Origin of the sequence: Collinsella sp. AF37-9 (genome assembly GCF_003475115.1) — a bacterium.
Lineage (GTDB): Bacteria > Actinomycetota > Coriobacteriia > Coriobacteriales > Coriobacteriaceae > Collinsella.
Genome location: NZ_QROQ01000006.1, coordinates 62,938 through 85,949, shown reverse-complemented (window position 1 = coordinate 85,949; position 23,012 = coordinate 62,938). Strand labels below are relative to the sequence as shown.

Here is a 23,012-nt window from a genome sequence, read left to right as displayed (position 1 = left end):
CTACTCCATGGTCTCATGGCAGACAACCTCGCGAATGGCTCGGATGCGGCGCATAGTGTCGTCGAACTGATCGGGGGTGAGGGCCTGAGCGCCGTCGGACCATGCGCGGCTGGGCTCGTCGTGGACCTCGATCTCTAGGCCGTTGGCACCGCAGGCGGTCGCGGCGAGCGCCATGGGCTCAACGTAGCGGGTGTAGCCGGTGGCGTGGCTGGGGTCGGCGACGACGGGCAGGTGCGACAGGTGGTGCAGCACCGGCACGGCATTGAGGTCGAAGGTGTTGCGGGTGCGGGTCTCGAAGGTGCGGATGCCGCGCTCGCACAGGATGACGTTGTCGTTGCCCTCGCTCATGATGTACTCGGCGGCCATGAGCAGCTCATCGATCGTGCCGGACATGCCGCGCTTAAGCAAGATCGGAGTCTTGGTCTTGCCGACCTCTTTGAGCAGAGGGAAGTTCTGGGCGTTGCGGGCGCCGATCTGCATGACGTCGATCTTCTTGTCCAGGAAGACCTGCACGTCGCGCGGGTCCATGATCTCAGTGACGATCGGCATGTCGAGCTCGGCAGATGCCTCGCACAGCAGGTCCAGACCGGCGGGGCCCATGCCCTGGTAGGCGTACGGGGAAGTGCGGGGCTTGTAGGCACCGCCGCGCAGCATCGTGGCACCGGCGGCCTTCACGCGGCGGGCGATGCGGATGAGGTTCTCGCCCTCGACGGAGCACGGGCCGGCGATGACCTGGAACTGATCGCCGCCGATCTTGACGCCGTGGCCGCAGTCGATGACGGAGTCCTCGGGGTGGAACTTGCGGTTGGCGCGCTTGAACGGCTCGGAGACGCGCTGCACGCGCTCGACGACATCCATGGACTCGAGCAGGAACGGGTCAATCTTGGTCGTATCGCCCACCAGGCCGATGATCGTCTCGTTCTCGCCGCGCGAGACATCGGTCTTCAGGCCCTTTTTCTCAATCCAGCTGACGATATGGCTGACGGCCTCGTCGCTGGCGCTCTCTTTTAAAATTGCAATCATGGTGTGCCTCTCACCTCGATGGATAACCCTTGCAAAAACGGCCCGCATTGCGAGCCGTTTTATATGGTGCATGTGAGTTTATACTATTAAGCTCACTTTTGCGTTCTAAAGCGTGCCGTCGCGGCGCGTCTTCCACGTAATTGCAAAGCTTTTTCTATTATTTTGTTAGCCCGTGGCGCACTTGGGTATAATGCCAACCGTTCGCCCTATTAGCTCAGGGGATTAGAGCGTCTGCCTCCGGAGCAGAAGGCCGTTGGTTCGAATCCAACATGGGGCACCATCGAACGTAAGGCCGTCCGAACCTCGCATGGTCCGGGCGGTTTTTCTTATACCGACGCGACGTGATGGGATGTGGTATGGCAGCAACGGATATCGAGCGCGGACTCTCGACCGCCGAGGTCGAGGAGCGCATCGCCGCCGGTAAGATCAACCGCAACATGGAGCTCAAGACCAAGTCGGTCAAAGAGCTCATCATCGAGAACCTCTGCACGCTGTTCAATTTGATCAACGTGATCTTGGCGTTCCTGGTCATTTTGACCGGTTCGTTTAAGAATCTGACGTTCCTGTTCGTGGTGTTCCTCAATACTGCTATTGGCGTCATTCAATCCATGCGTTCCAAGAAGATGGTCGATAAGCTCACACTGCTGACCTCCAAGAAGGCCATCGCGGTGCGCGACGGCGCCGAGGTGGAGCTCGACCTGGACCAGATCGTGCTCGATGACATCATCCGCTTGGGGCGCGGCGACCAGATCCCCGCTGACGCCGTGGTGGTTTCGGGCGAGGCGCTCGTGAATGAGAGCCTGCTGACGGGCGAGAGCGATCTTATTAAGAAACAGCCCGGTTCCGAGCTCATGAGCGGCAGCTTTATCGACTCGGGCCTGCTGCGCGCCCGCGTGATCCATGTCGGCGCCGACAACTACGTAGCCAAAATTAATAACGAGGCCAAGTACGTCAAAAAGGTCAATTCCGAGATCATGAACGCGCTTAACGCCATCGTGCGGTTTGCGAGCATCATCATGATCCCGCTCGGTTTGGCGTTGTTTTCCTCGAGTGTGAGCGAGCTGTGGGATGCCGCGGGAACCCCGGGCGATAGCGCGCTTTCGTGGTGCTTCTCCGAGCTGCTGGCCGGCCGCGTGCCCTCGTCGGCGCTGCTGTCCACGGTGGGCGCCCTGCTGGGCATGATCCCGCAAGGCCTGGTGCTGCTGACCTCGTCGGTGCTCGCCATCGCCACGGTGCGCCTGGCCCGCCGCAAGGTGCTGGCGCAGCAGCTCTACTGCATCGAGACGCTCGCGCGCGTCGACGTGCTGTGCCTGGACAAGACGGGCACCATCACGTCGGGTCGCATGGAGGTCGAGGGCACGTATCCGCTGCCGGTCGAGGGTATGGGTGCGGGGGAGAGCGACGCCGCCGTCCCCGTCGATACCACGGTGCTCGATTTTGCGCTGGCTAACGTGGCGCGTGCGACTTCGGCCGATGCCAACGAGACCTGCCAGGCGCTGCTCAACTATTACGCCGATCGCCCGGTCGAGGTGTCTGAGCCGCTGTCGGTCATTCCGTTCTCGTCCTCCAAAAAGTGGAGTGGCGCTTCGTTTGCGCAGGGCTCCTATGTGATGGGCGCTGCGCAGTTTGTGCTTTCGGAGCGTGCGTTTTCGCAGGTCGAGAACCGTGTCGCCGAGCTTGCCGATACCTGCCGCGTGCTCGTGGTGGCGCGCGTGGACGGCTTTACGCCCGATGGCGATATGGTGGGCGAGGCCGAGCCCGTGGGCTTTGTGACCATACGCGACGAGATCCGTACCTCGGCGGCCGAGACCATCGGCTACTTTAACGAGCAGGGCGTGACCCTCAACGTGATCAGTGGCGACGACCCGCGTACGGTGTCGTCGATCGCGCGCGTGGTGGGCGTGCCGGGGGCGGACGCTTATGTGGACGCCACGACGCTCGATACGCCGGCCAAGCTCGATGCCGCAGTGGACCGCTACCATGTCTTTGGTCGTGTGACCCCGCAGCAGAAGCGCGAGCTCGTGCAGGCGCTCAAGCGCCGCGAGCACACCGTGGCCATGACGGGCGACGGCGTCAACGACGTGCTGGCGCTCAAGGAGGCCGACTGCTCCGTGGCCATGGCGGCCGGCTCCGATGCCGCGCGCAACGTGGCCGAGATCGTGCTCGTCGACAACGACTTTGCCTCGATGCCCGCCGTGGTGGCCGAGGGCCGTCGCTCCATCAACAACCTGCAGCGTTCGGCTTCGCTGTTCTTGACCAAGACGCTGTTCTCGATGGGCCTGGCGGCGCTGTGCATCGCACTGCCGCCGTACCCTTTCGAGCCGATTCAGATGACGCTCATCAACTTCTTCTGCATCGGCGCGCCGGGCTTTGTGTTGGGCCTGGAGCCCAACAATGCTCGCGTGAAGGGGTCGTTCCTGACGAACGTGCTCAAGCGGGCACTGCCGGCGTCGCTTGCGGTCATTTTGGCCGCGGCGCTCGATATCTTTGTGGCGCGCGTGTTCGGCTTTAACCAGCTCACGCTGTCTACGATGTGCCTACTTACGTCGTGCACGGCGAGTGTCAGCCTGATCTGGCGTATCTCGCAGCCCCTCACGCCCTTACGTGTGGCGCTCTTTGTGTTTGTAGTTGCCGGCATCCTGACGGGCGTTATCGGATTCCCGAAGCTGCTGTCTATTGCCAACCTGTTGATGGGCCAGATGGTTATCTTGGCTGTCATCGTGGTCATCACCTGCTCGGTGTTCTTTAAGCTCGCCACGATGATGGATTCGCTCAAGCCGCGTCGTCGTCATGCCGCAACTGGTTTTGGCCGCGGTGTGCGCGTCCGCTTGGGTCGCGGTGGCGGCAAGGTGAGCTCGACGGGTTCGACGGCCGAGCGTTTTGCCAAGCGCGTCGCCGCCGACATGGCGCAGCGCCGCGAAGCTCGCACCGTTCGTGAGGCCGAGGCCCGCGCACTCGAGGGCGTGGTCCAGGCCCAGCCCAAGAAAAAGAAGAGTACCGGAGTCAAGCGCTCCCGCGTGACCAAGTCCGCCCAAGGCATCAAAGTCTCGATGCCAAGCAAAAAGAAGAAATAACTACGCGCCCTGGCGATGTTGAATTGGTGCCTTGCTCCTGTGGGGCCGTGGCGATGTTATGCTCTAACATCGATTGTTTGAATTGCTTCGAAAAGAGGATGCCGTGATCTGCCCGCATTGCCTTAAGACTATCGAGGACGGCGCCTCGTTCTGCCCCTACTGCAACGCCTATGTGGGTCCGGGCGATGGTCCGGAGCACACCGAGTTCGTGTTCTGTGAGGGCTGCGGTGCCCGTCTTTCTCCGCATGATCGCACGTGCCCCAAATGCGGACGCCCCGCTCCGGGTATCCTCTCCGAGGACGCGGCCGCATCCGACCTGGCAGCGGGCCGCACGGCGGGCTTTCCGCGCCTAACGCAAGAGCAGATCGATACCGAGGTGCCGCATGCGCCGGCCTCTGCCGCTGCGGTGCTTTCGGACGCCGCCGACCCCAATGAGACCTGCGTGCTGCCAGCTTTCGATAAGGATTTCGGTATCCCCAAGGTCGATATTCCCATGCCCGTTTCCCTGCATGACGATGCTCAAAAACCCAAGCGCAAGGTGCACCCCGACGAGGACGCCTATCACAAGCACAAGCGTCATATTCCCAAGCCGCTTATCGTAATCGCGGTCCTTGCCGTCGTTTGCGGCGGTGCCTATTGGTTCGTGACGACCGATCCCATGGGTGTTATGCCCGGCTTCTACGACCAGTTTGGCCAAGCTGCACAGACCACCTTCCCCACGCGCCAAAAGGGCGAGGCCACTGAGGACGATACCAAGCAAGACGATTCTGCGGAGGTGGTCCAGGAAGAAACCGTGCTCACCGATGATCAGCTCTATACCAGGCTCGACGGTCTGTATCAGACCATCGTGTCCTACGCTGACGAGGACCAGATCGGCGAGGTCATCGATTCCTTTAACAACGGCTATCTCCGAACGCCGCTGTCCACCCGTCAGGAGCTGTCGCAGAGTGCCTACGCCCTGCGCGACCAGATCAAAAAGACGCAAGATGAGCTTAACAACCTTAAGTACCAGGACGATACGGTCTATGCGGATGACATCGCCCACTTAAAGCAGCTTGCCGAGTGGATGTATGAGCGCGTTGACGTGATCTGCCAGAGCTGGGATATCTCGCTGGCCATTCCCGATGGCGAGTCGATGAGTTCCCACCAAAGCGAGATCCTGGCGCCCATCGCGCAGGGTGGCAACAGCGCGCTGAACCAGTACGACGCCAATGTGGGTTCCTGGAAGCCGCAGCAGCGTTCCTAAAATTAGTTCGCCATAGTCGGCATAACCTACGTGCGCAATTGATGTAAGCCCGTGCTTATTGCTACAATTCGTACAAATATGCTTTAAACGCACGAGGAAGGAACCACATGTTTGGTTTTAAGAAAGAGCTCTACACGCCCGAGTATCAGCTTGTCGGTGACGAGTGCGCCGTAATCGAGACGTCGAAGGGTACCATCAAGGTCAAGTTTGACGGCGAGGGCGCTCCCATTCATGTCGCGAACTTCTGCGAGCTTTCCACGATGGGCTTCTATGATGGCCTTAAGTTCCATCGCTATGTGCCCGGTTTTGTTATCCAGGGCGGCGACCCCAATACCCGCGACATGTCCGGCGCCGACGTCGCTGCCGGTCTTGAGGGCCCCGACGGCATGCCCGGTACCGGTGGCCCCGGCTACTGCATCAAGGGCGAGTTTGCCACCAATCCGCGCAACAGCCATGTCGATGGCGCCCTTGCCATGGCGCGTTCCATGGATCCCGATTCCGCGGGTTCGCAGTTCTACTTCTGCCTGGGTGCCCAGCATAACCTCGATTCCGGTTACACCGTTTTTGGTACCACGGTCGAGGGTCTCGACGTGATTTCGCAGCTGCGTGCCGGCGACGAGATCGTCCATGTCGAGATCGTTCACGAGTAAAGGGGACTTCCTTGAATAGCCAGCTGATCCAACAGGGCCGCGCCGCTTACCGCGCGGGTGATTTTTCCGCTGCAGCCCAGATGCTTGGGGCGGCAAAGACTCCCGATGAGATTATGGGCGAGGCCGACCACCTTCGTGGCAACGCCTTGATGCACCTGGGCATGTATGCCGAGGCCGCCGAGGCCTATGCCGCCGCCCTCAACGACGGCACCTACGGCAAGCGCGGCGCGCTGCTCACCAACCGCGGCAAGGCGCTCGCCGCCGTGGGTGACTACACGACGGCCGCCCAGGCGTTCTCTGCCGCTACGCAGGATGCTTCCTATGCCACGCCGTTTAAGGCCTATCTGGGCCTGGGCAATGCGCTGTTCCAGTCGGGCGACTATGCCAACGCGGGAACCGCCTTCCGTCAGGCTGCCATCGACGGCGCCAATCCGGCTCCTGCCGCCGCACTCGGCGAGCTCGGTCGTTGCTTCATTAAGCTCGGCCGTCCCGCGGATGCCGTGGAGACCTACCGCACGGCTATCGACTTTGCCGGCCCCCGCGATGACACGCGTGCGCTCAACGCCGGCATGGGTCAGGCGCTTTCTGCCGCCGGCCGTCCCTCCGACGCACTCGACGCCTTTAACGCCGCTACTGCCGATGGCATCTATCAGCTCACCTCCGAGCAGGCCGACGAGCTTGCCCGCGTGCACGATTCGCTTGCCGCGTTGTCTGCCCAGACGGCTATGGCCACGGCTCCGGCGCCCGCGATGGACGCTCCCGCCGTCGATCCGCTCGATCCTACGGGCGCGACCGGTCAGTTTATGCCCGATCCCTCGGACACCGGCTTCTTTACGCTGTCCGAGTCCGAGATGGTCCAGCAGGACCGTCAGGATCGTAAACAGGCCAAGGTTCGTCGCCGCCATCGCCACACGGGTCTCAAAGTCTTCATCGTGCTGCTTCTGCTCATTTTGATCGCCGCGGGCGGTCTGGGCTTTGCCTACACGCGCGGCTTTGGCTTCCCGTCTCAGGAGTCTGTCGTTACCGATCTGTTCCAGGCTGCCGGCGACGGTGACACCGCAAAGGCCGAGTCTTGCCTGGCCTCGAACCTGTCCGAGGACGCCAAGTCGATGATCATCTCCTCAATTCCGCAGGGTGCCACCGTGTCCGTCGAGGGCATGGATCAGTCCATGACCGAGACGACCGCCAAGGTGAAGGCATCGCTGTCCAAGGGCGGCGAGCAGGAGTACACCGTCAAATTCGTGCGCTCCGACAACCATATCGGCTGGGCCGTTTCCTCGCTCGATATGGATTTCTCGGCTGCTGACAACCAGTAGTGACCTTATGGGATTTAGCTTTGCCCGGCGCTTCACCGCAAGTGAGGTGCCGGGCTTGCGCTAGTATGATGAGCTAGTAGTTTTCCAGCAATCATCCAACACATCAGGAGTTGCGTTGTTTTCTTTGATGGATATGTTCTTCGGTAGCTATGCGGGCGATCTTGCCATCGACCTCGGCACCGCCAATACGCTTGTCTCCGTGCGCGGCAAGGGCATCGTCATTCGCGAGCCCTCTGTAGTCGCCATCGACAAGAATGACGAGCGCATCCTGGCGGTCGGTATCGAGGCAAAGCGCATGCTCGGCCGTACGCCCGGCAACATCGTGGCCGTTCGTCCCCTGAAGGACGGCGTCATCGCCGACTTCGACGTTACCGAGGCCATGCTTCGCTACTTTATCGACAAGGCGTCCGAGAAGCGCTATCCGTGGACTCCGCGTCCGCGTGTTGTCGTCTGCGTTCCCTCCGGTGTCACGTCGGTCGAGAAGCGCGCTGTCTTTGAGGCCACGATCCAGGCCGGTGCCCGCCAGGCCTATCTGATCGAAGAGCCTATGGCTGCCGCCATCGGCGCCGACTTGCCCGTCGAGGAGCCCACCGGCTCCATGGTCATCGACATCGGTGGCGGTACCACCGAGGTCGCCGTTATCGCTATGGGCGGCATCGTCGTCTCGCAGTCCATCCGTATTGCCGGCGACGAGTTCGACCAGGCCATCCTCACGCACGTTCGCGATGCCTACAACCTGGCCATTGGCGAGCGTACGGCAGAGGACATCAAGATCAAGGTCGGCTCCGCCGTGCCGCTCAAGGATGAGCTCGACGTCGAGGTCAACGGCCGCGACGTGATCACCGGTCTGCCCAAGACCGTGCGCATCGAGAGCGAGGAGATTCGTCGCGCACTCAACAAGCCGCTCGACGAGATGGCCAAGGCCGTCAAGGACGCACTCGACGCTACGCCTCCCGATCTTGCCTCGGACCTTATGTACTATGGCATTTTGCTGACCGGTGGCGGCGCGCTGCTGCGCGGTCTCGATGTGCGCCTGCGCGATGAGACCGGCGTTTCGGTCAACGTCAGCCCCACGGCGCTCGATAACGTTGTTAACGGCTGTGCCCGCGTGCTCGAGGCCAATGCGTTTGATGGCGGCTTCGTCCAGACCAATGCTTAATTTCCAAAAGGTGGATTCCATTTGGCACGATCTTCGGGTTTCTCCACAAATCTGAATACCAAGCGACAATCAACGGGTATGCGCCCGTTGATTGTTTTCAGCCTGATTTCGGTGTTGCTGCTCACGTTTTACATCCGCGAGGGCGAGGCAGGACCGATTCATGCCGTGCGCTCGGGCGTGACGACGATTACCTCGCCGGTGCGCTTTGTGGGCTCGGCTGTGGCGGCTCCCTTCAATGCGATCGGTAACGTGTTCTCTAACCTTACGGCGTCGCAGGACACGCTTGACGAGCTTAAGAAGCAAAACGAGGAACTGACCTCTAAGGTTGCCGAGCTCTCCGAGGCTCAAAAGACCGCCGAGCGACTGGAGGGGCTGGTCGGCCTGCAGTCGACCTACAACCTCAAATCAACCGCAGCTCGTATCGTCGGCGCTTCGGGCGATGCCTGGACCTCGACCGTCACCATCGATAAGGGTTCTGCCGACGGTCTTACCATCAACATGCCTGTGACGAGTTCTGCCGGTGTCATAGGCCAGATTATCGAGGTCTCGGCCAAGACGTCCACCGTGCGCCTGATTGGCGACGAGAACTCGGGCGTGTCCGCCATGGTGCAGGACACGCGCGCCCAGGGCATGCTGCAGGGTCAGGCTGACGGCACGCTGCGTCTTGAGTACGTGAGCGTCGACTCCGATGTTAAGGTTGGCGACATCATCGTGACCTCGGGCATTGGCGGTGTGTTCCCCAAGGGTCTACCGCTCGGCACCGTCTCGTCGGTTGAGAAATCGGCAAACGACGTGTACTACACCATTGTGGTGCGCGCCCAGACGACGGCCGAGAACAACGAGGAAGTGCTGGTCATCACCTCGCTGACCGACGAACAGTCGGCCTCGGATGAGGACGTGAGCACCGCTAATAGCACGCCGCAGGGAACGTCGCGCGATGCTGCGACCAAGACGAAGGACGAGAGCTCGGATGACGGTTCCGACACGTCCGAGACGACCGATTCCGGCTCGAGCGAATAGGGGGCATGTCCATGGATCTACACGAGCAGGGGATGAGCTCCCGTACGTTTGTAATCGCCGCCATCGTGTGCGTGCTGCTGCAGGCAGGCCTGGCACCGCAGATCTCCATTGCGGGCGGTCGCGTCAACTTTATGATTATCCTGGTGTGCATAAGCGTGTTCTCGGGCGACCCGACCCGTGCCGTCGTGTGCGGGTTTTGCAGCGGCTTGTTCTATGACCTTTCCGCTGCCGTGCCGGTGGGCGTTATGTCGCTCCTGCTGACCGTGGGTTCTTTTGCCCTGGTGCATAGCGCCGCCGGTCAGACGGGCGGTACCCCGAGTGCGCGCGGCATCACTGTGGGTGCCTTCGCGCTCGTCATTAATGTGATCTACAGCATCATCTTGCTGTTTATGGGTTTGGAGACGAGCTTTGTCGTGGCGATCTTCGGCCATGCGCTGCCGTCTTCGATCCTGACGGGTTTGGTTGCCATTCCGTTTTTGATGTCCGGCGTCGTGCCGCAGTCCGGTTATGGATTCTCCGCACGTGGCGGACGCCAGACGGGCATGCGCTTTAAGCCCAAGACCCGTAAGCTCAAATAGGGGAGGCTCGTAGATGTCTTCCCAGATGACGGTTATTATCGCCGGTATCGTGCTGGTTGTGGCCATCGTGGTCGCGCTGGTCATCATGCGTCGCGGCGATTCCCGTTTTACCTACGATACGCAGCATGGAACGGCCCCGCGCGCCACCGAGGGCGAGGGCAATACCGCGGCGACCGCCTTTAAGGGCCGCTTCTCCATCCTCACCACGGGTGTGGGCGCGATGTTCGCGGCGCTTGCCGTCAAGCTGTGGGGCATGCAGATGGTCTCGTCGGACTATTACGAAAAGCAGGCTAATAGCAATCAGACGCGCACCGTTACCACACCCGCTGTGCGCGGCCGCATCCTCGACCGCAATGGCGTGGCACTTGTCCAGAACCGTCCCTCACTTGCTGTCGTGGCCTACCGCGACCTTGCCGAGGATGAGGTTCTGGTTCGCCATCTTGCCAACGTGCTCGGTATGCCCTACGTGGCGGTTCTGCGCAATATTCAGGACAATTCCGAGGGCGCCCAGAGCCTGCATACCATCGCGACGGACGTCCGTCGTTCCACGGTTGCCTATATCAAGGAGCACGCAGGCGAGTTCCCGGGCGTCAAGATTGCCGAGCGTACCGAGCGCCAGTACCCGTACGGCGAGACGGCCTGTCACATTTTGGGCTATACCGGCACCATTACCTCCGAGCAGCTCGAGGCCCAGAATAAGAAAACCTCTGGCGATGATGATGCTTCTGCTGGCAAGATTACGTACCAGTCGGGCGATATCGTGGGCCAGGCGGGTGTTGAGAGCTACTACGAAAACCTGCTGCAGGGTATTCGTGGCGAGCAGACCGTCAAGGTCGATGCCTCGGGCAATGTGACCGGTCAGGCCGGCGCCGTGCCCGCCAAGGCCGGCTCCGACATTAAGCTCACGCTCGACCTTAAGATCCAACAGGCCTGTGAGACGGCGCTGGCGAGCGCCATCGAGCTTGCCAAGACCACCGGCTACAGCAATGCCGGCAACGGCGCTGTGGTGTGCCTCGATCCCAACAATGGTGAGATCCTGGGCATGGCGAGCGAGCCCAAGTTCGATCCGTCCGTCTTTATCGGCGGCGTCTCAAATGACGTGTGGACCGAGCTCAATGATGACAAGGGTTCGCACCCGCTGCTCAACCGCGCCATTAGCGGACAGTACATGTCGGCCTCGACCATCAAGCCGCTCTCGGCACTGGCCGGTCTTGAGTTTGGAACCTACACTTCAACGCAGACAACCAACTGCACGGGCTATTGGACGGGCTTGGGCAAGGCTTGGGGCAAGCGCTGCTGGCTGACGTCTGGACACGGCACCATGACGCTGCAGTCGGGTATTGCCAACTCGTGCGACCCCGTCTTCTACGATATGGGCAAGGCGTTCTTTTATGACGAGCAACATTCCGAGGGCCTGCAGGAGGTCTTTCGTCGCTGGGGCCTAGGCAAGACCTGCGGTATCGATTTGCCGAGTGAGGGCGCGGGCCGTATTCCCGATGCCGAGTGGAAAGAGTCGTACTTTACCGACGCCTCTGCCGAGGACCGCAAGTGGAATGCCGGCGATATGACCAACATTGCCATCGGCCAGGGCGACATTTTGGTGACGCCTCTGCAGATGGCATGCGCCTACATGGGCCTTGCCAACGGCGGTAAGCAGTACGTGCCTCACGTGTTTTTGTCTGCCGTGTCGCGCGATGGCGACGGCGATGCCTATAAGTACAACGGCAAAGGCAAGAAGAAGCGCCTGGAGGCCAAGATCAACAGCGATTCGGATTTGGCTCTTGTTCGCAACGGCATGCACGACGTGATTTACACGGCATCGACGTCCCTGGCGGCTCACTTTGGCACCCTGACGCCGCAGGTATACGGCAAGTCGGGCACGGGCGAGAAAAGCGGCGAGGACGAATACGCGTGGTTCTGCGCCTATGCGCCGGCCGATGATCCCAAGTATGTCATCGCTACTGTCCTGGAGCAGGGCGGCGGTGGCTCAGATACCGCGATGCATGTCGTGCGCGACGTGCTCGGCGTGATTTATGACGAGCCCGATACCTCTTCGGCCTCGGGCGATTCTTCGGTTCGATAGGAGGTTGCGATGGATTTTTCTCCGGCGGATCTGTTCCGTTCAACCAAGACCGGCTCTCGCAGCAGCCTGGACCGCGTCAACAAGCAGCTTTCGGCCTCGCGCGGCACGTTTCGCCAAAAGGTGCATATCGGTGTGCTCGTGGCTACAGTGGCGCTCGTCGCCTACGGTGCCATCATTATCTGGTCGGCTTCGCAGTTTAAGGCCGATGCCTCGTTCTCACGCCATCTGCTGGGAATTGGTATCGGGGCGGTGCTGGCGGTGCTGGTCTGGCGTACCGACCTGCGCGGTATTTCCAATTTCTCGATGGCGTTGCTCGTCATCGACCTGATCGTGATCTTTTCGCCCAAGATTCCAGGTCTGTCCTATACGGGCGGTCTGGGCATGACGGGCTGGATCAAGATTCCCGGTATCGGCTTGACATTCCAGCCGGTTGAGCTTGCCAAGCTCATCACCATCTTCTTTATTGCTACGCTTGGCTCGCAGTATAACGGTCGCATCGATACCGCTCGCGACTACGTCAAGCTCTGCGGCATGCTGTCCATTCCGTTTTTGGCCGTCGTTGCCATGGGCGACCTGGGCTCGGGCCTGGTCGTGCTGGTTTCGGGCGCCATCGTCATTTGTATGAGCGGTGCACGCCGCGAATGGGTGCTGTCGACCCTGGCCCTGCTCGTGGGCCTGGTGGCCCTCGTCCTGGCGCTCGATTCGGTCTTTGATTCGTTGCTCGGCCACGATGTGCTCATCAAGCAGTATCAGATGAACCGTCTGACGGTCTTTATCGACCCCGATAATGCCGATTCGGACGATGCCTACAACCTGCAGCAGTCGCTTATCGCCGTTGGCTCGGGCGGCTTCTTTGGTAAGGGTTTGGGCCATGCGACGCAGTCGGTCGGCGGCTTTCTGCCTGAGTTCCACACCGACTTCGTCTTCGCCTTCCTGTCCGAGACCTTTGGCTTTTGCGGTTCCTTTTTGCTCCTATGCCTCTACGTGCTGCTGATCTTTTCGACGATTCGCGTCGCCTTTAAGTGTGAGTCGCTGTTCTTGCGCCTATCGTGTGTGGGCATCGTTGGCATGTGGGCGTTCCAGACCTTCGAAAACATCGGCATGTGCATCGGCATGATGCCGATTACCGGTATTCCGCTACCGTTTATTAGCTTCGGTTCGTCTTCGATGATGATTCAGCTGCTGACGGTGGGTATCGTACAATCCATATGGCGGCATCGTTCGGGCGCCGCGTAACCGCTGGAGGGGTTTGCTATGAAAATTCCCGTAGATAAGCTGACCCGCGCTTTTAAGATGGGCGCGTCCGTTAAGAAGGATTCCGATACGCCGGTGCGCGTCTCGGTCTATCTGGATTCGTCCGCCTCGCGCTTTCTTGCTGAGACGGTGCGTGACGCCTTTGTGCCGCAGGCGACCTCGGGCATTGTGCGCGTCGAGCGTCTGGGGGAGGAGCGAATTGCTCCAAAGACCGATACCGATGTGGTACTGGTGCTCTCGTGTGGTTCCGACCGCCTGGAGAGTGCCGTGCAGGAGCTCGTGATCGCCGGCGCGCCCGTGTGCGTGCTTGCCGAGTCTGCTGTGGAGGTGCCGTTTATCGAGGAGTCCACGCCCATGCTCGGCGTGGTGGCGGCAACCGATAAGACGTATCTGCTCGAGACGCTTGCCCGCTGGATTCTCGATCGCACCGACAAGGAAACGGCTTTTGCGGCGAACTTTGCCTTTATGCGCATCGCGGCAGCTAATCGTATCATCACCTCGTGCGCGCTCACCAATATGGCGACCGGTGCGCTGGTGTTTTTGCCGGGCGCCGATTATCCCGTTATGGCGCTGGCGCAGGTGGGCATGCTCTTTGAGCTCGCTGCCGTCTTTGGACGCGGCATTAAGCCTGAGCGCGGCTACGAGGTCGCGGGCGTGCTTGCCGGCGGTCTTGTGATCCGCGCGGTCACCCGCGCGCTCGTCAAGCAGACGCCGCATATTGGGTTTGCCGTTAAGGCGCTCACTGCTGCCGCGGGCACCTATGGCATGGGCCGTGCGCTTGTTTCGCTCTACGAGCGCGATGTCGACTACAGCCGTGCCAACGAGGTGGTCACTGCCACGTTCTCCCGCGTTCGCGATCTGGTGACCACGGTCGCGGGCGCTACCCGTCCTATGGCGTCCTACCAAGACGCATCCGATCTCGCTGCTTAGGGGTTTTCTGTTGCGCGTTCCGTATCAAGACTGCTTTCATTTAATTGAGCCGCTGCTCGCCAAGGTCGAAAAGCCGAGCCGCTATATCGATCACGAGTGGGGCACGCTTTCCAAGGCCGATGCCGACTACCGTTGCTGCCTGATCTACCCGGATGTGTACGAGGTTGGTTTGCCCAACCAGGGCATCGCCATCCTCTACAACATCCTTAACCAGGCCGAGGGCATCTCCTGCGAGCGTGGCTATGTGCCGTGGCCCGATATGGGTGACGCCATGCGCGAGGCGGGCATTCCGCTGCTGTCGCTCGAAGGTGCTGCCCCCGTTGCTTCGTTTGATATCGTCGGTCTGCATGTGCCGCACGAGATGGCGGTGACGAACTTCCTCGAGGCACTCGATCTCGCTGGCATTCCGCTGTTAGCGGCCGACCGAGGTGAAGACGACCCCATCATCATCGCCGGCGGCCCCTCGGTGTACAACCCCGAGCCGTACGCGGCCTTCTTCGATGCCATCCTCATCGGCGAGGGCGAGGAATCGCTGCTCGAGACCTGCCAGCTGCATCGGCGCCTGCGCGACGAAGGAGTCCCGCGCGCGCAGATTGTTGAGCAGCTTGCATCCATTGCCGGCAACTACGTGCCGTCGCTCTATGAGATTCGTCACGACGAGCTCTGCTCGCCGCATGGCTACACCGTGCCGCGCGAGGGCAAGGATGCTCCGGCCGTGGTCTACAAGCGCGTCGTCGAGGATTTCGGCGCCACGAATCCGCTGTCGCAGTCGTGCGTGCCCTATGCGCAGCTGGTTCACGACCGCCTGTCTATCGAGATTCTGCGCGGCTGCGCTCGCGGCTGTCGTTTTTGCCAGGCCGGCATGACGTATCGCCCGGTGCGCGAGCGTTCGGCCGACCAGATCGTCTCGTCGGTGATTCAGGGTCTGGAAAAGACCGGCTATGACGAGGTGTCGCTGACCTCGCTCTCCACGACCGACCACTCCTGCATTCGTGACGTGCTCGGCAGGCTCAACCGTCGCCTGGAGGATACGGGTATTCGCGTGTCTATTCCGTCGCAGCGCTTGGATTCGTTTGGCCTGGATATGGCCGAGTCGGTCGCCGGCGAAAAGAAGGGCGGCCTGACGTTCGCGCCCGAGGCCGGCAGCCAGCGCATGCGCGACATCATTAACAAGAACGTGACCGAGGAGGACCTGGACCGTGCGGCCAAGGCGGCCTTCGAGGCCGGCTGGAACCGCATGAAGCTCTACTTTATGATGGGCCTTCCCGGCGAGCGCGACGAGGACATCGTGGCCATCGCCAATCTGGCCGATCACGTGCTGGAGCTCGGTCGTTCTGTGGTGCCCAAGGCTCGTCGCGGCTCGATCTCGGTGTCCATCTCGGTTTCGGTGTTTATCCCCAAGGCTGCCACGCCGTTCCAGTGGTGCCCGCAGCTCGACTACGACGACGTCAAGCGTCGCCAGAAGCTGCTTATCACGAGCGTTCGCAACCGTGCCGTCCGCGTGCATTACCACGATGCCGAGACCTCGCTCATCGAGGCCGCGCTCTCCCGCGCCGGTCGTGACATGACGCCCGTCATCATCGATGCTTGGCGCTCGGGGTCTCGCTTTGACGCCTGGGTAGAGCATTTCTCGCTCGATAACTGGAAGGAGGCTGCTGCCAAAAACGGCATCGACCTCAATGAGCTTGTGCACCTGCCCTACGAGTTGGACTGGCGTCTGCCGTGGGAGCATGTGAGCCCCGGCTGCACGCGCGGCTTCCTCGAGCGCGAGTACCGTCGCTCGCTCGAGGGTGTCACGACTCCCGACTGCACTCGCACGTCGTGCACCGGCTGCGGAATCTGCCCCACGCTCCACGCCAAGAATGTATTGATGGGTGATCGCGCATGAGTGAGCGCCTGACCGACAACCCCACGCTCTTTAGACTTCGTGTTCGCTATGGCAAGCGCGATCGCCTTAAGTACCTGGGCCATCTCGAAGTAATCCATACCATTGAGCGCATCGTGCGCCGTGCGGGACTTCCCTATGCCGTCACGCAGGGCTTCTCTCCGCACATGCGAGTGGGCTTCTCTTCGGCGCTACCGGTGGGTACGTCGTCGATCTGCGAGTGGTATGACCTGTTTATGACCGAGTTCGTGGCGCTCGACGAGGCGTTTGGGCGCCTGGCTGCGGCGTCTCCGGCCGATCTGGCGCCCATCGAGGCGGCGTATATCGACGTGCGCACGCCGGCGTTGACGGCGCAACTCACGCGTCTGTCGTATCGCATCGACCTGCACTTGGATCCCGAGGCGCCCGTAAGCGCCGACGAGGTGCGTCGTGCGATCGACACGCTGCGCGCGGACCATGGCATCGACTACGCGCGCGGCAAAAAGAGCAAGCGCTTGGATTTGGATCACACGCTCGTGGGCTATGAGCTCACGGCGGGGGAGCGCCCGGACCATTTGGTGCTCATGCTCGACACCCATGCCGACAACGAGGGCTCCATGCGTCCGGAAATTTTGCTTTCTGCTGCTGATGTTTTGTTGCAGGGCTTGACCCCGGGCGTGGATGCACCTATTGTTTCCACCGGTATGCAAGACCTCGTGACCATCTGCTCCTACGATGTCGAGCGTCAGAATCAAGCATGCGAGGACGACGAGGGCCGACTCGTCAGCCCCATACCTGTGCGAACTTGTGGATTTGCTCCACATACTCGTTGACGGGGGTATTTTCGCCTGCTACTATATTCGACTGTTGCACTAACTGATGCATGAAGGGCAAGTAAACATGTACGCAATCGTTAACACGGGCGGCAAGCAGTACAAGGTCGCCACCGACGATGTCATCACCGTCGAGAAGATCGAGGGCAATGAGGGCGACAAGGTCACCCTGCCGGTCATCTTCCTCAACGATGGTAAGAAGATCGTCACCGATCCCGACAAGCTGGCCAAGGCCAAGGTTACCGCTCAGATCGTTGAGCAGTTCAAGGGCGAGAAGCAGCTGGTCTTCAAGTTCCACAAGCGCAAGCGCTATCGTCGTCTGAAGGGTCACCGTCAGCAGCTCACCAAGCTGAAGATCGTGAAGGTCCAGGCTACGTCCCGCGCCAAGAAGGCTGTCAAGGCAGAGGCCGAGGCTGTTGCCGAGGCTCCCGTCGCCGAGTAGATTACACTCGTAACGAAAGAGTAGGTATACACAATGGCACACAAAAAAGGACTCGGTTCCTCCCGTAATGGCCGTGACTCCCGCGGTCAGCGCCTTGGCACGAAGCGCTATGCCGGCCAGACGGTAACCACGGGCACGATTCTCGTCCGTCAGCACGGCACTCACATCCACCCGGGTGAGAACGTTGGCCGTGGCAAGGACGATACGCTGTTCGCGCTGGTCGACGGTACCGTTGAGTTCCACAAGGGTATCAAGCACAGGGTCAGCGTACGCCCGCTCGCGAACGCGTAATTCACCCTTCATAGAGCACATATGTGGGAGGCACTTGAGTTTTAGGATTCAAGGGTCTCCCTCTTTTTGTAGGAGGCGATTCTGTTGTCACAGTTCACCGATATCAGCCGCATTAACGTGTGCGGCGGCGACGGCGGAGCCGGATGCATGTCGTTTAGGCGCGAGGCATTTGTCCCCAAGGGTGGCCCCGATGGCGGCGACGGCGGTCGTGGCGGCAATGTCGTCATCCAGGCTGATGCTCAGCTGTCTTCGCTGATCGATTACCGCTTTAAGCATCACTTCCGCGCCGAACGCGGCACGCACGGGCAGGGTGCCCGTCGTAACGGCAAGAGCGGCGAGGACCTGATCCTGAAGGTTCCCATGGGCACCGTGGTGCGCGAGCTCGACCCCGAGACGCAGACCCCGATGTTCGAGATTGCTGACCTGGTGCACGATGGCGAGCGCGTTGTCGTGGCGCCCGGCGGTGCCGGTGGCCTGGGCAACACGCACTTTGTGACGTCGGTGCGCCGCGCGCCCGCGTTCGCTCAGCTGGGCGAACCGGCCGAGGAGCACTGGATTGAGCTTGAGATGAAGCTTATGGCCGATGCCGCACTCGTGGGCTTCCCCTCGGTGGGCAAGTCCTCGCTTATCGCGCGCATGAGTGCCGCCCGTCCCAAGATCGCCGACTATCCGTTTACAACGCTCGTGCCGAACCTCGGCATGGTGCGTGCCGGTGAGTATTCTTACGTCGTTGCCGACGTTCCTGGTTTGATCGAGGGCGCGAGCGAGGGCAAGGGCCTAGGCCACCAGTTCCTGCGCCACATTGAGCGTACGGCCCTGATCATGCATGTCGTCGACATGACGGGCGGTTTTGAGGATCGCGACCCGGTTGAGGATTACCGCATCATCAACCGTGAGCTCGAGCAGTATGGCGCAGAGCTCTCGGAGCGCCCGCAAATCGTTGTCGCCAACAAGTGCGATGCGCCGGGCACGGCCGACAAGATTGCCGACCTCAAGCGCGCCGCGCTCGACGATGGACATATGTTCTTTGCCGTGTCCGCCGTGACGGGCGCCGGGCTCAATACGCTGATGCTTGCCGTGGGCGAGCAGGTGGCTAAGCTTCGCGCCGAGCTGGCGGTTTCCGATGAGCCGGTCGATCTTCGCGACGAGGAGTGGGAGCGCCGCCGTCTGCAGCGCGAGAAGCGGTTCCGCATTGTCCAGGAGGAGCCCGGTGCCTTCCGTGTGGTTGGTCGTGCCATCGAGCGCATGGTCATCCAGACCGACTGGGAAAACGAGGAAGCCGTCATTTACCTGCAGCATAAGTTTGCACGTATGGGTGTTGACGACGCGCTCGAGAAGGCCGGTTGCCGTGCGGGCGACGAGGTCCGCATTTGCCAGCGTGCCTTTGACTTTGAGGGCGCTGAGGACTTCTCGGAGTACGAGGAGCTCGAGGACGCTGGCGAGGACGTTGCCGTTGAGGCCATTGACGTGGCCGATGCTGCGGATGAGGGCGTCGAGGTTGTCGATGCGGCGGATGCCGCGGACGATGCCGAGACCTCGGAGGGCGAGTAAGCCATGTCGCTGCGCGGTGGAATCGGTTTGCCCGAGCTGCCCATAAAAGAGGGCAAGGAGTTTCGGCTTGGCATTATGGGCGGCACATTCGACCCGATTCATTACGGGCACCTGGTGACTGCCGAGCAGGCGCGCGAGTCGCTCGACTTGGACGCTGTGCTCTTTATGCCGGCGGGCTCTCCCGCCTTTAAGCTTGACAAGCCGGTTACGCCTGCCGAGGACCGTTATGCCATGACGGTCCTCGCCACCGCCGCGAACCCGGCCTTTTTGGCGAGCCGGTTCGAGATTGACCGTCCGGGTGTAACCTATACGGCCGATACGCTTCATGCCCTTCGCGATTTTTACCCGCCGCAGGTAAAGCTCTACTTTATTACGGGCGCCGATGCGATTATCGATATTGTGACCTGGCATGATGCCGAACGAATCGCTGAGCTTGCTACCTTTATTGCGGCGACGCGACCGGGCTTTGATATCGATACGGCGCGTGCCCGAATCAAAGAGTCGGGGCTGCCGTTCGACGTGCGCTATATTCAGATTCCGGCGCTGGCGATCAGCTCGACGAACATTCGTAAGCGAGTTGCCCGCGGCATGAGCGTGCGCTATCTTACGAGCGAGTCCGTGCTCGGCTACATTCGCAAGCGCAGGCTATATGCCGATTTGGGCCAAGAAGATTTTGAGTGATGGGGGCTACGTTGTCGGTAGAGGATCAGTTTGAGGGCGATGAGCGCGCGCTGCTCAAGCGCATTCAAGAGCTGCTCGATGTTCGCATGAAAGATAAGCGCAAGCGCTATGTGCATTCGCTGGGTGTTGCCGAGACCGCACTTCATCTGGCCGAGGTCTACGGCGTTGACCGCTTTGATGCGGCTGCCGCCGGCTTAATTCACGACTGGGACAAGGTTCTTTCCGATGACGAGCTCGTGGCCCGCGCGCTTCACTATGGCATCAAGGTTGCCGGCTCTCCTTCCGCCGCGACGCCGCTTTTGCATGGCCCTGTTGCCGCCTATGAGCTTCCGCAGCTTTTTCCCGAGCTGTCACCGGCCGTTTTCCAGGCTGTCGACCGTCACACCGTGGGTGCCTGCGACATGACGCCGCTCGATATGGTGGTCTTTGTGGCAGATGCCATCGAGCCCAACCGTCACGGCGACTATGCCCATGCGCTGCGCAAGATGGTGGGGAAGTCCTCGCTCGATGAGTTGTTCTTCTCCTGTTTTGCGCAGGGTCTGGTCTTTGTGATCCAGTCCGGGCGCTATCTTTATCCCACGGCTATTACGATTTACAACCATTACGCCCAGCTGCGCTAGCTCGGGTGTGTCTAGAAAGAGGTATTCCATGGCCGACGAGACCATGACTGACGAGCAGATTCTTGAAGGTGTGGAGCACAAGAGTTTCGTTGCCACGTCCGACCGCACCGCCGCCTCGCTGTCCGCGAGCGGTGTCGCCGCCGAGGATGTCGCCCGCGCCGCCGCGCAGGCCGCCTACGACAAGAAGGGCGAGGACGTGCAGGTGCTCGACCTGACCGAGCTTTCCGACGTGTGCGACTACTTTGTGCTTGCCACCGGTACCAACAACCGCCAGGTCGATTCGATTGTCGACGAGATCGAGGAGAAGGTTGCCGAGGCTTGCGGCGAGCATCCGTTCTCCATCGAGGGCCGCGAGCAGAAGACCTGGATGCTCATGGACTACGGCTCGGTTGTCGTCCACGTCTTCACTCCCGAAGCCCGCGACTTTTACCGCCTAGAAAAGCTCTGGGGTGACGCCCCCCAGCTCCCCCTCGACCTCCTCTAGTGGCTCATTTGATATGGGGCTTTTAGCTAGCCTCGCGCATTTCGCCGGGCAGTTGCGGTTTTCCGCACCTGCCCGGCTTTCTATTTTTACAAAGGCGGTTAATCATTGAAGCGGGATTGGCGGCCGAAAGATAGGGCGGTGTCGCCGAACTTGTCTCGGACGGCATCGATCGCGACTGAGAGGTCGCGACGGTCGCTTGATTGGGCTCCGCGGTCGTCGACTTCGCAGAACAGGTCGGTCTGGATGCCGCCCTGATGGTCAAAGTCGCTCATCCCGATACCCGCCAGACGCACATGCATGCCTTCCTGCCAGATGTTGTCGAGCAGTTCGAGCGCAACCGCCACAAAGATGTTCTCATCGTCGGTGGGGTGGGGAAGCCGCCGCTGCGCCGTGCGTCCGCTGCCATACGAATACTTAAGCTTGAGCGTTACCGTGCCGCCCGTCAGTCCCTGACGGCGCAGGCGGCGTCCAACCGACTCTCCCAACAGCGCAATCGCCGCTTCGATGTCCCCACGCTCAGTCAAATCTTTCGCAAAGGTGCGCTCATTGCTCACGGATTTAACCTCGCGTTCCTCATCGAGGCTTGTTACTTCGGATATTTCGAGTCCCAGCGCACGCTGGCGCATGCGTTCGCCGTTGACGCCAAAAATAGAGGCCAAGGTGGATTCCGGCGCGCGTGACAGCTCGCCGAGCGTGTAGATGCGCATACGGCGCAGTCGCTCCTCGGCCGAGCGCCCGATGCCGCTCATGGCAGATACCGGCAGCGCGGCCAAAAAGCGCTGCTCGGTTCCGGGGCGCACAATCGTCAATCCAAACGGCTTGTCACGCTCGCTTGCGATCTTTGCGACCGTCTTGTTGCAGCCCACGCCAATGGAGCACGTCACTCCCAGCGCTGCCACACGGTCGCTTATACGCCGTGCAACCAGCAGTGGGTCCTCGGGCGCAAAGCGACCCGGTGTGATATCGATAAAGGCTTCGTCGATGGATACGCGCTCAACGCGCGGCGTCTCCTCGGCAAGAATCGCCATGACCTGCGCGCTCACCTCGCGGTAGCGATCAAAGTGCCCGTGCGTCCAAATGGCTTGCGGGCACAAGCGCCGCGCCTCGGCCGAGGCCATGGCAGAGTGCACGCCAAAGCGGCGCGCCTCATACGAACACGTGGACACGACGCCACGCGAATCGGCGTCTCCGCCCACGATGAGTGGCTTTCCGCGCCATTCGGGATGATCGAGCATCTCCACGCTCGCAAAAAACGCATCGAGGTCCATGAGGCCCACCGCCGGACCCGTCCAGGGAGGCGGCGTGACGCTCATGGCATCCTCATAACCGTATGTATGTTCGCGTCTTTCCATGTCATGAGTATACCGCGCAGCTCATGTGGGGTGCGTGTATGTGCTTGCAAATCCCGAATTCTTGTCTAAGATATGGATTTGCCCTCGACTACACCGAAGAAGTTGGTCTCACGGACTTCACCTGCCCGCGTCGATGGCGTATTATGTTCAACTGTTTGTTTGTAGTTGCAGCCTAAAGCTGCTTGGTTGGAGGAGTTTCCTTTGGCAGTCAAGATTCGCCTTGCTCGTCACGGCGCTAAGAAGCGTCCGTACTACCGTGTCGTCGTCGCCGATTCCCGCGCCCCGCGTGACGGTCGTATCATCGAGGAGGTTGGCCGCTACAACCCGATGACCGCCCCCAAGACCATCAACCTCGACCTCGAGAAGATCGCCGACTGGCAGTCCAAGGGCGCTCAGCTCACCGACGCCGTCGCCGCTCTGGTCAAGGCCGCCAACGAGGGCGAGAAGACCGAGACCGTCGTCAAGAAGTCCAAGAAGCAGCTCGCCAAAGAGGCCGAGGCCGCTAAGGCTGCCGCTGAGGCCGCTGAGGGCGCCGAGGAGTAAATCGTGCCTGAGGTTGAC

21 protein-coding genes and 1 tRNA gene are annotated in these 23,012 nt (G+C 61.0%); 20 read left to right on the top strand and 2 right to left on the bottom strand.

Annotation, left to right across the window (positions count from 1 at the left end; all coding sequences use genetic code 11):
* Window positions 1–1,023: a 3-deoxy-7-phosphoheptulonate synthase gene (gene aroF, locus DW024_RS03415; RefSeq protein ID WP_117840306.1), complete on the bottom strand. Its 1,023-nt coding sequence runs from the start codon at window positions 1,021–1,023 to the stop codon at window positions 1–3.
* Between the two features lie 203 nt (window positions 1,024–1,226).
* On the opposite strand from aroF, the gene DW024_RS03410 reads away from it, so the two are divergent.
* From DW024_RS03410 to rsfS, 19 genes are all read left to right on the top strand, one after another.
* Window positions 1,227–1,303, top strand: a tRNA-Arg gene (locus DW024_RS03410).
* 76 nt (window positions 1,304–1,379) lie between these two features.
* Complete coding sequence (locus DW024_RS03405; protein WP_118376973.1) at window positions 1,380–4,097, top strand: HAD-IC family P-type ATPase; 2,718 nt, start codon at window positions 1,380–1,382, stop codon at window positions 4,095–4,097.
* 103 nt (window positions 4,098–4,200) lie between these two features.
* Window positions 4,201–5,343 (top strand): zinc ribbon domain-containing protein, encoded by a 1,143-nt coding sequence (locus DW024_RS03400; protein WP_158564348.1) that lies wholly within the window; start codon window positions 4,201–4,203, stop codon window positions 5,341–5,343.
* A 107-nt stretch (window positions 5,344–5,450) separates the two neighbouring features.
* The gene (locus DW024_RS03395; RefSeq protein WP_055249980.1) at window positions 5,451–5,993 is read left to right on the top strand and encodes a peptidylprolyl isomerase; all 543 of its coding nucleotides are present in this window, start codon (window positions 5,451–5,453) and stop codon (window positions 5,991–5,993) included.
* A gap of 11 nt (window positions 5,994–6,004) precedes the next feature.
* Window positions 6,005–7,309: a tetratricopeptide repeat protein gene (locus DW024_RS03390; protein WP_233541322.1), complete on the top strand. Its 1,305-nt coding sequence runs from the start codon at window positions 6,005–6,007 to the stop codon at window positions 7,307–7,309.
* A gap of 127 nt (window positions 7,310–7,436) precedes the next feature.
* Complete coding sequence (locus DW024_RS03385) at window positions 7,437–8,468, top strand: rod shape-determining protein (RefSeq protein WP_006236061.1); 1,032 nt, start codon at window positions 7,437–7,439, stop codon at window positions 8,466–8,468.
* Window positions 8,469–8,546: 78 nt separating this feature from the next.
* Entirely contained in the window at window positions 8,547–9,488 is a 942-nt protein-coding gene (gene mreC / locus DW024_RS03380) for a rod shape-determining protein MreC (protein WP_117635285.1), read from the top strand.
* Between the two features lie 11 nt (window positions 9,489–9,499).
* Window positions 9,500–10,066 (top strand): hypothetical protein, encoded by a 567-nt coding sequence (locus tag DW024_RS03375; RefSeq protein WP_117635284.1) that lies wholly within the window; start codon window positions 9,500–9,502, stop codon window positions 10,064–10,066.
* A 13-nt stretch (window positions 10,067–10,079) separates the two neighbouring features.
* Complete coding sequence (mrdA, locus tag DW024_RS03370) at window positions 10,080–12,149, top strand: penicillin-binding protein 2 (RefSeq protein WP_117861951.1); 2,070 nt, start codon at window positions 10,080–10,082, stop codon at window positions 12,147–12,149.
* A 9-nt stretch (window positions 12,150–12,158) separates the two neighbouring features.
* The gene (locus DW024_RS03365; RefSeq protein ID WP_118376971.1) at window positions 12,159–13,385 is read left to right on the top strand and encodes an FtsW/RodA/SpoVE family cell cycle protein; all 1,227 of its coding nucleotides are present in this window, start codon (window positions 12,159–12,161) and stop codon (window positions 13,383–13,385) included.
* Window positions 13,386–13,403: 18 nt separating this feature from the next.
* A complete protein-coding gene (locus tag DW024_RS03360) occupies window positions 13,404–14,333 on the top strand; it encodes a YcjF family protein (protein WP_117876970.1) in 930 nt (309 codons plus the stop codon).
* Between the two features lie 10 nt (window positions 14,334–14,343).
* Window positions 14,344–16,221, top strand: coding sequence for a TIGR03960 family B12-binding radical SAM protein (locus tag DW024_RS03355; RefSeq protein ID WP_118376970.1), 1,878 nt, complete (start codon window positions 14,344–14,346; stop codon window positions 16,219–16,221).
* Window positions 16,218–17,030, top strand: a complete 813-nt coding sequence (locus DW024_RS03350) for a TIGR03936 family radical SAM-associated protein (protein ID WP_117757141.1) — start codon at window positions 16,218–16,220, stop codon at window positions 17,028–17,030. Before DW024_RS03355 ends, DW024_RS03350 begins: the two co-directional genes overlap by 4 nt.
* Before the next feature lie 67 nt (window positions 17,031–17,097).
* Window positions 17,098–17,472, top strand: coding sequence for a 50S ribosomal protein L21 (gene rplU, locus DW024_RS03345; protein WP_035138585.1), 375 nt, complete (start codon window positions 17,098–17,100; stop codon window positions 17,470–17,472).
* Window positions 17,473–17,505: 33 nt separating this feature from the next.
* Complete coding sequence (gene rpmA / locus DW024_RS03340) at window positions 17,506–17,763, top strand: 50S ribosomal protein L27 (protein ID WP_006236075.1); 258 nt, start codon at window positions 17,506–17,508, stop codon at window positions 17,761–17,763.
* 84 nt (window positions 17,764–17,847) lie between these two features.
* On the top strand, window positions 17,848–19,314 hold the full coding sequence (gene obgE / locus DW024_RS03335) for a GTPase ObgE (RefSeq protein WP_199410562.1): 1,467 nt from the start codon (window positions 17,848–17,850) through the stop codon (window positions 19,312–19,314).
* A 3-nt stretch (window positions 19,315–19,317) separates the two neighbouring features.
* Window positions 19,318–19,995: a nicotinate-nucleotide adenylyltransferase gene (gene nadD, locus DW024_RS03330; protein WP_117637231.1), complete on the top strand. Its 678-nt coding sequence runs from the start codon at window positions 19,318–19,320 to the stop codon at window positions 19,993–19,995.
* Between the two features lie 86 nt (window positions 19,996–20,081).
* A complete protein-coding gene (gene yqeK, locus DW024_RS03325) occupies window positions 20,082–20,615 on the top strand; it encodes a bis(5'-nucleosyl)-tetraphosphatase (symmetrical) YqeK (protein WP_199410567.1) in 534 nt (177 codons plus the stop codon).
* Between the two features lie 28 nt (window positions 20,616–20,643).
* Window positions 20,644–21,099, top strand: a complete 456-nt coding sequence (rsfS, locus tag DW024_RS03320; RefSeq protein WP_006236081.1) for a ribosome silencing factor — start codon at window positions 20,644–20,646, stop codon at window positions 21,097–21,099.
* A gap of 98 nt (window positions 21,100–21,197) precedes the next feature.
* Here rsfS and dinB read toward each other — a convergent pair whose 3' ends face one another.
* A complete protein-coding gene (gene dinB, locus DW024_RS03315; protein WP_199412400.1) occupies window positions 21,198–22,451 on the bottom strand; it encodes a DNA polymerase IV in 1,254 nt (417 codons plus the stop codon).
* Between the two features lie 201 nt (window positions 22,452–22,652).
* On the opposite strand from dinB, the gene rpsP reads away from it, so the two are divergent.
* The gene (rpsP, locus tag DW024_RS03310) at window positions 22,653–22,994 is read left to right on the top strand and encodes a 30S ribosomal protein S16 (RefSeq protein WP_022094749.1); all 342 of its coding nucleotides are present in this window, start codon (window positions 22,653–22,655) and stop codon (window positions 22,992–22,994) included.
* The last annotated feature ends 18 nt before the right edge of the window (window positions 22,995–23,012 follow it).

Coding starts and splice junctions, on each gene's coding strand:
- DW024_RS03405 (WP_118376973.1), top strand. CDS start 1,380: ATGGCAGCAACGGATATCGAGCGCGGACTCTCGACCGCCGAGGTCGAG.
- rpmA (WP_006236075.1), top strand. CDS start 17,506: ATGGCACACAAAAAAGGACTCGGTTCCTCCCGTAATGGCCGTGACTCC.
- DW024_RS03365 (WP_118376971.1), top strand. CDS start 12,159: ATGGATTTTTCTCCGGCGGATCTGTTCCGTTCAACCAAGACCGGCTCT.
- nadD (WP_117637231.1), top strand. CDS start 19,318: ATGTCGCTGCGCGGTGGAATCGGTTTGCCCGAGCTGCCCATAAAAGAG.
- mrdA (WP_117861951.1), top strand. CDS start 10,080: ATGTCTTCCCAGATGACGGTTATTATCGCCGGTATCGTGCTGGTTGTG.
- rplU (WP_035138585.1), top strand. CDS start 17,098: ATGTACGCAATCGTTAACACGGGCGGCAAGCAGTACAAGGTCGCCACC.
- DW024_RS03375 (WP_117635284.1), top strand. CDS start 9,500: ATGGATCTACACGAGCAGGGGATGAGCTCCCGTACGTTTGTAATCGCC.
- DW024_RS03350 (WP_117757141.1), top strand. CDS start 16,218: ATGAGTGAGCGCCTGACCGACAACCCCACGCTCTTTAGACTTCGTGTT.
- yqeK (WP_199410567.1), top strand. CDS start 20,082: ATGAAAGATAAGCGCAAGCGCTATGTGCATTCGCTGGGTGTTGCCGAG.
- DW024_RS03385 (WP_006236061.1), top strand. CDS start 7,437: ATGGATATGTTCTTCGGTAGCTATGCGGGCGATCTTGCCATCGACCTC.
- dinB (WP_199412400.1), bottom strand. CDS start 22,451: ATGGAAAGACGCGAACATACATACGGTTATGAGGATGCCATGAGCGTC.
- mreC (WP_117635285.1), top strand. CDS start 8,547: ATGCGCCCGTTGATTGTTTTCAGCCTGATTTCGGTGTTGCTGCTCACG.
- aroF (WP_117840306.1), bottom strand. CDS start 1,023: ATGATTGCAATTTTAAAAGAGAGCGCCAGCGACGAGGCCGTCAGCCAT.
- DW024_RS03395 (WP_055249980.1), top strand. CDS start 5,451: ATGTTTGGTTTTAAGAAAGAGCTCTACACGCCCGAGTATCAGCTTGTC.
- DW024_RS03360 (WP_117876970.1), top strand. CDS start 13,404: ATGAAAATTCCCGTAGATAAGCTGACCCGCGCTTTTAAGATGGGCGCG.
- rsfS (WP_006236081.1), top strand. CDS start 20,644: ATGGCCGACGAGACCATGACTGACGAGCAGATTCTTGAAGGTGTGGAG.